Origin of the sequence: Nocardioides nematodiphilus (genome assembly GCF_020216525.1) — a bacterium.
Taxonomy (GTDB): domain Bacteria; phylum Actinomycetota; class Actinomycetes; order Propionibacteriales; family Nocardioidaceae; genus Nocardioides; species Nocardioides nematodiphilus.
This window is the reverse complement of record NZ_JAIWOY010000012.1, coordinates 82980-94073: the sequence shown is the minus strand read 5'-3', so window position 1 is coordinate 94073 and position 11094 is coordinate 82980. Positions and strand designations below refer to the sequence as shown.

Annotated in this window: 11 protein-coding genes; 3 read left to right on the top strand and 8 right to left on the bottom strand. The window is 70.3% G+C overall.

Annotated elements, in window-relative coordinates; all coding sequences use genetic code 11:
• The first annotated feature begins 98 nt into the window (after window positions 1-98).
• Complete coding sequence (locus tag KSO98_RS16745) at window positions 99-443, top strand: hypothetical protein (RefSeq protein WP_225286847.1); 345 nt, start codon at window positions 99-101, stop codon at window positions 441-443.
• A 141-nt stretch (window positions 444-584) separates the two neighbouring features.
• Here KSO98_RS16745 and KSO98_RS16740 read toward each other — a convergent pair whose 3' ends face one another.
• From KSO98_RS16740 to KSO98_RS16725, 4 genes are read right to left on the bottom strand one after another with little or no spacing between them, the layout of a single operon-like run.
• Entirely contained in the window at window positions 585-1886 is a 1302-nt protein-coding gene (locus tag KSO98_RS16740; RefSeq protein ID WP_225286846.1) for an ABC transporter permease, read from the bottom strand.
• A gap of 55 nt (window positions 1887-1941) precedes the next feature.
• Window positions 1942-2790 carry an ABC transporter permease gene (locus tag KSO98_RS16735; RefSeq protein ID WP_225286845.1) on the bottom strand — a complete coding sequence of 283 codons (849 nt, stop codon included), beginning with the start codon at window positions 2788-2790 and terminating at the stop codon, window positions 1942-1944.
• Window positions 2790-3938, bottom strand: a complete 1149-nt coding sequence (locus KSO98_RS16730; RefSeq protein WP_225286844.1) for an ABC transporter ATP-binding protein — start codon at window positions 3936-3938, stop codon at window positions 2790-2792. Before KSO98_RS16730 ends, KSO98_RS16735 begins: the two co-directional genes overlap by 1 nt.
• The gene (locus tag KSO98_RS16725; RefSeq protein ID WP_225286843.1) at window positions 3922-5124 is read right to left on the bottom strand and encodes an ABC transporter substrate-binding protein; all 1203 of its coding nucleotides are present in this window, start codon (window positions 5122-5124) and stop codon (window positions 3922-3924) included. The genes KSO98_RS16730 and KSO98_RS16725 overlap by 17 nt, the downstream gene beginning before the upstream one ends.
• Window positions 5125-5272: 148 nt before the next feature.
• Between KSO98_RS16725 and KSO98_RS16720 the strand changes: the two genes are divergently transcribed.
• Entirely contained in the window at window positions 5273-5755 is a 483-nt protein-coding gene (locus KSO98_RS16720) for an Lrp/AsnC family transcriptional regulator (protein WP_225286842.1), read from the top strand.
• Between the two features lie 2 nt (window positions 5756-5757).
• Here the strand turns inward: KSO98_RS16720 and KSO98_RS16715 are convergent, their stop codons facing one another.
• Complete coding sequence (locus KSO98_RS16715; RefSeq protein WP_225286840.1) at window positions 5758-7155, bottom strand: M1 family metallopeptidase; 1398 nt, start codon at window positions 7153-7155, stop codon at window positions 5758-5760.
• A gap of 104 nt (window positions 7156-7259) precedes the next feature.
• Between KSO98_RS16715 and KSO98_RS16710 the strand changes: the two genes are divergently transcribed.
• On the top strand, window positions 7260-8180 hold the full coding sequence (locus KSO98_RS16710) for an LOG family protein (RefSeq protein WP_225286839.1): 921 nt from the start codon (window positions 7260-7262) through the stop codon (window positions 8178-8180).
• A 15-nt stretch (window positions 8181-8195) separates the two neighbouring features.
• Here the strand turns inward: KSO98_RS16710 and KSO98_RS16705 are convergent, their stop codons facing one another.
• From KSO98_RS16705 to rlmN, 3 genes are all read right to left on the bottom strand, one after another.
• The gene (locus tag KSO98_RS16705; RefSeq protein WP_225286838.1) at window positions 8196-9407 is read right to left on the bottom strand and encodes a glycosyltransferase family 4 protein; all 1212 of its coding nucleotides are present in this window, start codon (window positions 9405-9407) and stop codon (window positions 8196-8198) included.
• Between the two features lie 88 nt (window positions 9408-9495).
• Window positions 9496-9702 carry a hypothetical protein gene (locus KSO98_RS16700; RefSeq protein ID WP_225286837.1) on the bottom strand — a complete coding sequence of 69 codons (207 nt, stop codon included), beginning with the start codon at window positions 9700-9702 and terminating at the stop codon, window positions 9496-9498.
• A gap of 155 nt (window positions 9703-9857) precedes the next feature.
• Entirely contained in the window at window positions 9858-10979 is a 1122-nt protein-coding gene (gene rlmN, locus KSO98_RS16695) for a dual-specificity RNA methyltransferase RlmN (RefSeq protein ID WP_225286852.1), read from the bottom strand.
• Window positions 10980-11094: the final 115 nt, after the last annotated feature.

Below are 11094 nucleotides of genomic sequence, written 5' to 3'. Positions count from 1 at the left end.
CGTCGCCGGCCTCGGGTTCCAACACGTCGACGGCGCCATCCGCGTCGGCACCGAGATCGCCGCGGGCATCCTGGAGCGCGACGAGTAGAGTCCGCCGCGTGCGTGAGCAGCGGATCGGGTCACCTCGACGTCGCGGTGGGGCCGTCGCACTGGTCGCGATCCTCATCGGCGTGCTGGCGACCGTCGCCCTGGTCTTCGTCTCGACCGACCCGGTCGATCACACGAACGGCCACCAGGTCGAGCTCGGCCTGCCCCTGACCTGGATCTCCCAGGATCGGAGCGCGTCGGACCCGCCGCCGCACACCGACGCGCGTCTCGGCTCGCCCTGGGAGAACCCGACGCACGTGCGCCTCGCGCCCGCCCTCGCAGACACGGCCATCGTCGCCGTCCCGGCCGCCCTCGTCCTCCTCACAGCAGTCACCCTGCGCCGCCGTCGCTTCTAGGGGCCACCCGGCGATGGCCTCGCTTGATGCGGCGCACCCGAGGTTTCGGCCACGCGGCGGGACGGACGGGCGGCCGGGGCGCGCCGGAGCGGCGCCTGCCCGAGGCGCGTGCCGGCCGGCAGGCCGGCACGCCCTCAGCGATCAGACTCCGCGCGAGCGGCGCCGACCGAGGAACTCCCCCATCGCGACCAACACGATCGCCACGACGAACATGAACGTCCCGATCACATTCACCTGCATCGGCAGTCCGCGCTGCGCCGCGCCCCAGACGTACATCGGGAAGGTGGTCGTCGTACCGGCGTTGAGGTTGGTGATGATGTAGTCGTCGAACGACAGGCTGAAGGCGAGGAGCGAGGCCGCCAGGATGCCCGGGAAGACCAGCGGCAGCGTCACCTTCATGAAGGTGGTTCGCTCGTCGGCGTAGAGGTCCATCGCGGCCTGCTCGAGCGTCGTGTCCATGCCCGCGAGACGCGCCTTCACCGTCGTGATCACGTACGAGAGACAGAACATCACGTGGGCGATCACGATCGTCGTACGTCCGAGGTGGCCGCCGATGTGCAGCGCGACGAAGAACGCGAGCAGCGAGGAGCCCATCACGATCTCCGGGGTCGCCATCGGCAGGAAGATCACGACGTTGGACGACGTCCGGCCGGCGAAGCGGTGGCGGCCGAGCGCGAACGCGGCCAGGGTGCCGATCGCGGTGGCGACGACGGTGGCGATCACGCCGATGAGCAGGCTGATCTCGACCGAGTGGCACATCCCCTGCGGCTGGCAGACGTTGGTCCAGTTGTGGGTGGTGAAGCCGTACCACTGGTAGACGGTGCGCTTCTGGGTCTCGTCGTTGAAGCTCATCGCGGCGACGACCGCGTTGGGGATGTAGAGGTAGGCCATCACCAGCAGGCCGGCGAAGGCGATGAGGTTCTCGCGGATCCAGCGACCGACCGAGTACCACGGCGAGCGGGTCTGGAACCACGCGTTGACCGGCGCCGAGGACATGACGAACAACGGCGCCAGGACGAGGACGGCCCACACGACCGCGACCACTCCGCCGGTCGCGACGCCCCGGGAGAAGAGCGTCCACGCCACGATCAGCGAGGCGACCGCGGCCGCGGTGCCGAGTCCGACCAGCCGCGACCACGCGGCCGTGTTGCCCCGTACGGTCTCGTTGGCGCTGCGCATCGCGTAGAGCGAGAAGCCGACCGCGGCCACGACCACCAGGATCAGCAGCGCGTACAGCGGCCCGGCGAAGTTGAGGCCGGTCTCGTCGTGCCGGTAGCGGTAGACGGTCATCGCCACGGCCAGCACGACCAGCGCGACCGCGCCGAACGCGGCGAGCCCCCAGGCGATCCGGGCACCGACGACGAGACGCCGCGGCGCCGGGTCGTCGGCCCACTCCTCCACACGGGAGGACGCGGGCACGAACAGCGAGGTGCGGTAGTTCATCGATGCCTCTTTCGTTCGCTCGGTAGCTCGCTCGTTCGTCGCTCGACTCCGTCGCTCACAGCAGCTCCTCGGTGCCGGCCTTGCGGACGTAGAACATCGTCATCACCAGGATCACGACGAGCAGGATGACCGAGAGCGCTCCGGCCGACGCATAGTCGCCGGTCGTGGTGAACAGGCTCTCGATGTCCTGACCGACCACCCGGTCGGTGGTGCCGCCGAGCAGCTGCGCGTTGATGTAGTCACCGACCGACGGGATGAACGTCAGCAGCGTCGCGCCGACGATCCCGGGCATCGTGAGCGGGAGGGTGACGCGCAGGAACGTCTTGGCCGGCGAGGCGTAGAGGTCGCCGGCGGCCTCGAGGAGACCGCGATCGAGCTTCTCGATGCTGGTGTAGAGCGGGAGGATCGCGAAGGGCAGGAAGTTGTACGTGAGACCAGCGATCGCCGCGACCGGCGTCGCCAGCAGCCGTCCGTCGCTGCTGATCACGTGCAACGACTGCAGCGTCTGCACCAGCCAGCCGTGGTCGGCCAGGATCAGCTTCCACGCGGCCGTACGGATGAGGAAGCTGGTGAAGAACGGCGCCACCACGAGCACCAGCACGATGTTCTTCCAGCGCCCGGCCTTGAAGGCGATCGTGTACGCCAGCACATACCCGAGCACGAGGCACAGCGCGGTCGAGATCGTCGCCCACCAGAACGAGCGCCAGATGTGCGGGCCGTACTTGGACAGCACGTGGGTGAAGTTCCCGAAGTGGAAGGTGACGTCGTAGCCGGTGAGGTTGTCGCCGGTCGGGTCGAAGAGGCTGTTGGCGAGCAGCGAGTAGAACGGGACGACGAAGAACAGCAGCAGCCACAGTGCGGCGGGCGCGAAGAGCGCGTACGGGAGCCAGCGGCGCGTGCGCATCACTCCTCCCCGAGATCCACGCCGGCCGTCGCGTCCTGACTCGCGTCGAGCAGGAAGGCGAACTCCGGGCGCCAGGTGAAGTCGACCGCGGTGCCGGGGGCGAGGACGCCGCGGGCGCCGGTGTTCTGCTCGAAGGCACTGATCTCCTGGCCCCAGGCCGTCCGCAGGACGTACTGGGTGGAGACGCCGATGAAGCTGGTGTCGATGATGGTGCCGCCGGTGAAGTGGTTGCCCGGGGCGTCGATCGGCTCGCCGGCCGGGGCGACCAGGACCTTCTCGGGCCGGATCCCGACCCAGCCCTTGCCGCTGGTGACGTGCGCGCGCTCCTTCGGGATGGAGACGATCGTGCCCTCCATGTCCACCGTCACCACCGGTGCGCCGGCCAGGGTGTCCTCGCCGACGACGTTGCCGGCGATCAGGTTGGACTGGCCGAGGAAGTTGGCGACGAAGGTGGTGGCCGGGTTGTCGTACAGATCCGCCGGCGAGCCGAGCTGCTCGATCCGCCCGGCGTTCATGACCGCGATCGTGTCAGCCATCGTCATCGCCTCCTCCTGGTCGTGCGTGACGTGCACGAACGTGAGGCCGACCTCGGTCTGGATCCGCTTGAGCTCGAGCTGCATCGCGCGGCGCAGCTTGAGGTCGAGAGCGCCGAGCGGCTCGTCGAGGAGCAGCACCTCGGGCTGGTTGATCAGGGCCCGAGCGAGCGCGACGCGCTGCTGCTGACCGCCGGAGAGCTGCTGGGGCCGCTTGCTCGCCTGGGCGGTGAGCTCGACCAGCTCCAGCATGTCGGCCACCGTCTTGGCGGTGTCCTTGATGCCCCGCCGCTTCAGCCCGAAAGCGACGTTGTCGGCGATGGAGAGGTGCGGGAAGAGCGCGTAGCTCTGGAACACGGTGTTGACCGGCCGCCGATAGGGCTTCTCGTACGTGATCTCGGTGCCGCCGATCGTGATCGACCCGGCCGTCGGGACCTCGAGCCCGGCGACCATCCGCAGCGTCGTGGTCTTGCCGCAGCCCGAGGGGCCGAGGAGCGCGAAGAAGCTGCCCTGCGGGATCGTCAGGTCGAGCGGATGCACGGCGGTGAAGCCGTTGGCATAGATCTTCTCCAGCTGGGTGAGCCGGAGGTCGCGGGGCTCAGACGCCTGAGACATCAGAGAAGGCTCCTTCATAGTCACGGATCTGGTACTCCTGCAGAGCCATGAACTGGTGCGTCTGCTTGAGGTAGTCGGCGGTCGGGAAGATCAGCGGGTTGTCCGCGGCCTCGGGGTCGATCGTGCGCATGTGCTCCTGCGCTCCCTGGACGGGGCTGACGTACCAGTTGTAGTCGGAGAGATAGGCCGCGATCTTCGGGTCGTAGTACCAGTTGACCCAGTCCTCGGCGAGCGACTGCTTGTGCGTCATGTTCGGGATGAGCATGTTGTCCGACCAGATCATCAGACCGTGCTCGGGGACGATGAACTTCACGTGCTCGCGCTTCGGGGCGGCGGCGATGTCGCCCGACCAGGCGACCGAGACCAGCAGGTCGCCGCCGGCCAGGCCGTCGAGGTACTCGTTGCCGGTGAAGGCGCGGATCTGGCCGCTGTTCTTCGCCTTGGTCAGCACGGCGAGGGCCTTGGTCCACTGCGCCTGGGTGAAGTGATCCGGGTCGAAGCCCAGGTCGAGCAGGATCAGGCCCATCGTGTCGCGCATCTCGGTGAGCACGCTGACCTTGCCCTTGAGATCGGGCCGGGTGAGCATCTCGATGATCGACTTCGGCGGGTCGTCGAGGTAGTCGGTGTTGTACGCCAGGCCGGTGAAGCCGGCCTGCCAGGGGGCGGAGAACTTCCGCTCCGGGTCCCAGTCGGGCGAGCGCAGCGAGCTGATGATGTTGGCGTGCAGGTTCGGGACGCGGCTCGGGTCCATCGGCTGGATCCAGCCCATGTTCACCATCCGGGCGGCCATCCAGTCGGTGAGCACGAACATGTCGCGGCCGGTCGGGGCGCACGAGCCGAGTTGGTTGACCACCTTCGGGAAGAAGCTGACGTTGTCGCTGATGTCGGTGCGGTAGTCGACCGTCACGCCGAAGTGCTTCTCGAAGCGGGTCAGCGTCGAGACGTAGCCCGACTTCGGGTCGTCCTCGTCGATGTAGACCGGCCAGTTGCTGATCGTCAGCCTGCGATCGGTCTTCGACAGGTCCGTCGCCCGACACGTCGTCGGGTCCTGACGCCGGTCCGGCGTGCCGAAGAACGGCAGCACCGCGAGGCTCGCCCCGGCGAAAGCGACCCCGCCGGCACCCTTCAGCAGCGTGCGCCGGCCGAGTCGGAGACCGGACCGAGGGGGTGGCGGTGGTGCGACCACGTGAGCTCCTGAACGTACGAGGGAGGGGCGCTGGATCGTTGCACGATCGTGTACCCGATCACAATAACCTTCGCAATATTTTAGGGCTGTAACAACGGACTCCGCAGTTTGGTGGAGCCGGGACAACGAAAACCGTACTCTGTGCGACATGACTCGAAAGCGCGCGGGATCGGGGGGCGGCGTCGGCCTCGACGAGGTCAGCAAGGCCATCATCGAGCAGCTCCAGCAGGACGGCCGGCGCTCGTACGCCGCGATCGGCAAGGAGGTCGGCCTGTCCGAGGCCGCCGTGCGCCAGCGGGTGCAGCGACTGATCGACAGCGGCGTGATGCAGGTGGTCGCCGTGACCGACCCGCTCCAGCTCGGCTTCGCCCGGCAGGCCATGATCGGCATCACCGTCGACGGTCCGATCGAGCCCGTCGCGGAGGCGATCGCGGCGATCGACGAGGTGGACTACGTCGTCTTCACCGCCGGCTCCTACGACCTGCTCGCCGAGATCGTCGCCGAGTCCGACGAGCACCTGCTCAGCCTGATCTCGGGCACGATCCGCGCGGTCCCGGGTGTGGCCGGCACCGAGACGTTCATGTACCTCAAGCTGCAGAAGCAGACGTACAACTTCGGCGTCCCGGGCTGATCTCACCCCACCAGGCCGTTGGCCGCCGTCCGGGCGGGGCGGTGCGGGGTGTGCAGCCAGGCACGGAAGAAGCCGTCGAGATCCTCGCCGGAGACGCGCGCCGCGTAGCGCTCGAACTCCGCCGTCGTGACCGCCAGGCCCGCGTGGGTGCGCGCCCAGCCCCGCATGATCCGCCAGAAGTCCCGGTCGCCGACGCGGATGCGGAGCGCCGCGAGCGTCAGCCCGCCGCGCTGGTACACCTGCCGGGTCCACAGGCCGCGCGCCCCCGGTGCGGCCACCCGCGTCGACCAGAACGGCGCGAGCGTCCGGGCGTACTCGCTGTGCAGAACCTCGCTCGCGGTGGGCCCGCCGTGCCGCTCGGCCCAGAACCACTCCATGAACGTCCCGAAGCCCTCGTTGAGCCACACGTCGCGCCAGCGTGCGAGCCGCACCGAGTCGCCGAACCACTGGTGCGCGATCTCGTGCACGACCGTGGTCGTGCGCTGCGCGAACAGCACGGGATAGGTGGGGCGGGTCTGGTTCTCCAGCGCGAAGCCGGGGTCGAAGGACGTGGTGACGCCCCCGACGCTCTCGAAGGGGTACGGCCCGAGCCGCTTGGCGAGCCAGTGCGCGATGGCGGGCGTCTTGCGCATCAGCCGCATCGCGGCGGCCCGCTCGCCGGCGGGAAGACGGTTCGAGACCCCGACCAGCCAGGGCAGGCCGTGGCTGATGCCCTGCTCGACGCGGTAGTCGCCGGCGGTGAAGAACGCGAGGTAGGGCGCCATCGGGTCGCGCGCGACCCAGCGGGTGGTGGCCAGCGCCCCGTGGACCGTACGGCTGACCTGGCGGCCGTTGGCGATCACGGTCTTGCCCGCGGGGACGGTCACGCTGATGTCCATCGTGGCGGCGTCGGCCGGGGTGTCGTTGGCCGCGAACCACCAGGCCGCCATGTGCGGCTCGTTCATGGTGGTGACCTCGTCGCCGTCGGCGAGCCAGTCGCACTCGCCGTGCCAGCACTGTTTGCCCGGCTGGCCGGCGTAGGTCACCGCGACCGTGAAGGTGGCGCCGCGCGCGATCGGGTGCGCCGGCGTGATGCGCAGCTCATGCCTGTCCGGCCGCGCGAAGGTCGCGGGCTCGCCGTCGACCGCCACCGCCGACACGGGCAGCAGGAGGTCGAGATCGAAGACGCTCAGTGCGTCGGTCGCGCGCACCGTCATCGATGTGGTCCCGCTGAGCTCGCCGGTGCCGAAGTCGTACGCGTCGGCGATCCGGTAGCTCTGCACGTCGATGCCGCGGTTGCCGTCCTCGGGGAAGTACGCGTCGCCGCCGTCCGCTACCCCGGCATGCGCCGCGGCGGTCCCGGTGCCGGCGAGCAGGGCGAGCACGAGGGCGGCGATGGCGGTCCGGCGCAGCGATCTCACGTGCAGACGGTAGTCCCCCGATTCGTGCGCTGCGCGCACATTGCCTGTTCGCTCGGGCACGAGCAGGCTCGGCGGGCTCGCTCACGTCGCATACCCTCGGCGACGTGACCACGCGTCGACCCGTCCGCCTCCGTCCCGTGCCGGTCGCGCGACCCGTGCCCGAAGCGCCGGTCGACCCCGAGCGGACCACCCTCTACTCACCCGCCGACCTCTACGACACCGCCGCGTACGCGCACTCCCTCGACGCCCGCGCCTACTCCTGGTCGCGCGAGCCCCACACCCGCGATCGTGCCCGGATCCGGGCGCTGCACGACTTCGGCATCGACGAGGCGCTCGACGCCTGGATCGTCGGGCGGCACATGGTCGGGGTGATGGGCGGCCACGCGGCCCGACGCGGCGACCCGTCGTACCTCGACGCCGCGCGGCTCGGTCACACCCTGGGGCGCGACCACGTGGTCGCGACCGGCGGCGGACCGGGCGCGATGGAGGCGGCCAACCTGGGCGCCTGGCTGGCGTCCTACTCCCCCGACGTGCTGCACACCGCGGTCGAGGAGCTGGCGATGGTGCCCGGCTTCACCCCGTCGATCCAGGACTGGATGGTCTGCGCCCTGACCGTCCGGGCCGGCTACGACGAGGATCGCCCCCGCGCGACCTCGCTCGGGATCCCGACGTGGTTCTACGGCCACGAGCCGCCGAACGTCTTCTGCGACGTGGTCGCGAAGTACTTCCGCAACGCCACCCGCGAGGCGATCCTGCTTGAGATCTGCGACGCGGGCGTGGTCTTCCTGCCGGGTGCGGCCGGCACCGTCCAGGAGGTCTTCCAGGATGCCTGCGAGAACTACTACGCCACGCCGGATCGGGTCGCGCCGATGATCCTGGTCGGACGCGACTACTGGACCGCCGAGGTCCCGGCGTGGCCACTGCTGAGGCGGCTCGCCGCCGGACGCCCGATGGAGGCACACATCCACCTCGTCGACACGGTGGACGAGGTGGCCGCCCTGATCGGGCCGGGCCGGCGCGCCTGACCGAGCGGGCCCGGGTCAGGCCGCTCCGGCGACCCGGAACCTGCCGAGGCGGTCGTCGATCACCTCGTGGTAGTGGTCCAGGAGGCGATCGTTGATCGACTGCCACGAGCGACCCTGGACCGCCACCCGCGCGGAGCGGCCCATGGTGCGGCGCAGCACGGCGTCGCCGGCGAGGTAGTCGACGCTGCGGCGCAGGTCCTCCCCGTCGCCGGGGCGGTAGAGCAGACCCGTCACGCCGTCGTCGACGATGTCGACGGGACCGCCCGAGCGGGGTGCCACCACCGGCACACCGGAGGCGAGGGCCTCCTGCGCGGACTGGCAGAAGGTCTCGTGCCGGCCGGTGTGGACGAACACGTCGAGGCTGGCGTACGCGGCACCGAGCTCGGCGCCGCGCAGCAGGCCGAGGAACTGCGCCCCCGGGAGCAGCGCCCGCAGGCGCTGCTCCTCGGGGCCCGCTCCGACGATGACCAGCGCGTAGCGGTCGTCGTTGGCCAGGTGCGTGAGGAGCGGCAGCTCCTTCTCCGCAGCCAGGCGACCCACGTAGCCGACGATCAGGCGGCCGTCGGGCGCCAGCCGGGCACGCAGGTCGTGGTCGACCCGGGAGGGGTGGAAGGACTCGACGTCCACGCCGCGCGGCCACAGCACCGTCCGGGGCACCCCGAGCTGGTCGAGCTGGGTGAGGCTGGCGGTGCTCGGGGCGAGGGTGCGGTCGACCTTGAGGTGGATCTTGCGGGTCAGGGCGGCCATCGCGCGCGAGCCGCCGGGGATCCCGTACCGGGCCTCGTAGCGCTGGGCGAAGCCCACCATGTCGGTCTGGTAGATCGCGACCGACGGGACGCCGAGCTCGGCGGCGACCTTGGCGGCCTGGTAGCCCAGCGTCGCGGGCGAGGCGATGTGGATGACGTCGGGACGGAAGCGCTGCATCACGCCGCGCAGCCGGCGGCGGGTCTCCAGACCGATGCGGAAGTCCTTGTAGAACGGGAGGCTCGCGCCGCGGGCGCGGGTGACCTTGAAGCCGGCGTACGTGGCGGGCCCTGTCGGAGCGACCAGCTCGGCCTCGTGGCCCTCGGCGGCCAGGTGCTCCAGGACGCGACGTACGGAGTTGGTGACGCCGTTGATCTGCGGGAGGAAGGACTCGCTCACCACCAGGACCCGGAGACGATCGGGTCGTCCGCCGGTGGCGGTCCTGGCGGCGGTCCGGTGGACGGGCAGCTCGGTCACGGTCATGTCTCGACGGTGGCCGCCGCGTCCGACCTGCTACTGATGCGTAGGTGGCGAGCCGGTGAATGTCCTGTGGCCGTTGCGACCGGAGCGTTCACCTGCCACGGCGCGCGAGGGTGGCGATCCCGCCTGCGATCAGGCCGAGGAGCGCCCCGAGGAGGGCGGCCGGGAGACCGACCTCGATGACCGCGGCCCATGCCGTGGGCACGTACGCGCGCAGCCCGAGCACCAGGCCGATGACGGCCCCGGCCGCGCCGAAGAGCGCCGTGCCGATCAGCACGGACCGCACCAGGATGCTCACCCTGCGAGTCTCCCGCTCCGGTAGCGGAAAGCACACCCCGACGCGGACGTCAGACCCGTGGGGACATCGACCCCGGTCGCCGAACGGGTCGCAGGCTCAGACCTCGGGGTTGCCGAACGAGGAGTGCCGCGCACCGTGGCCGGGCGGGACCGTGACTACTCGGAGGCGGCGAGCTGGCCGCAGGCGGCGTCGATCTCGGAGCCGCGTGTGTCGCGCAGGGTGGCGGCGATGCCCTTGCGCTCGAGGCGACGGACGAACTCGTCCATGTCCTCCTCGCGCGATCGGGTGAACTTGGAGCCCTTGACCTCGTTGAGCGGGATCGGGTTCACGTGCACCCAGCCGGTGCCGCGGCCCTCGGCCGAGAGGACGTCGGCGAGCAGGTCGGCGCGCCAGGCCTGGTCGTTGATGTCACGCATCAGCGCGTACTCGATCGAGACCCGGCGGCCGGTCTTCTCGAAGTAGTAGTAGGCCGCGTCCACGGTCTCGGCGACCGAGAAGCGGGTGTTGATCGGGACGAGGTCGTTGCGCAGCTCGTCGTCGGGGGCGTGCAGCGAGAGTGCCAGGGTGACGGGGATGCCCTCGTCGGCGAGCTGGCGGATCCGCGGGACCAGGCCGACCGTGGAGACGGTGACGTGCCGGGCCGAGAGGCCGAGCCCGTCGGGTGCCGGATCGACGAGACGCCGTACGGCGCCGACCGTGGCCGCATAGGCGTGCAGCGGCTCGCCCATCCCCATGAAGACCACGTTGGAGAGCCGGCCGGGGCCGCCGGCGACCTCGCCGGACGCCATCGCGCGGGCCGCGACGACGACCTGATGGACGATCTCGGCGGTCGACATGTTGCGGGTGAGGCCGCCCTGGCCGGTGGCGCAGAACGGGCAGGCCATGCCGCAGCCGGCCTGCGAGGAGATGCAGACGGTGGCACGGTCCTTGTAGCGCATCAGCACCGACTCGACGAGCGCGCCGTCGAAGAGCTTCCAGAGCGTCTTGACGGTGGTGCCCTTGTCGGCGCTCTGCACCTTGATCGGCGTCATGAGCTCCGGCAGGAAGCCGCTGACCAGCTCCTCGCGCTGCTTGGCCGGCAGGTCGGTCATCTCGGCGGGGTCGTGGACCAGCCGCTCGAAGTAGTGCACCGAGAGCTGCTTGGCGCGGAACCCCGGCAGCCCGAGCTCCTTGGCTGCCTCGAGCCGCTCGGCGAGCGACAGGTCCGCGAGGTGGCGCGGCGGCTTGCCGCGACCCTTCGGCGGGGTCAGGACCAGCGGGATCGCACGGCCACGCATGGCCGCCTCGTCCGGGGTCTCGTCCGGGGTGGTGTCCAGGACGTCGCTCTGCTCGCTCACCGATCCATTCTCCCATCGGTACGCAACGGCGGACGAAACGCGACAGCGGCCCCCG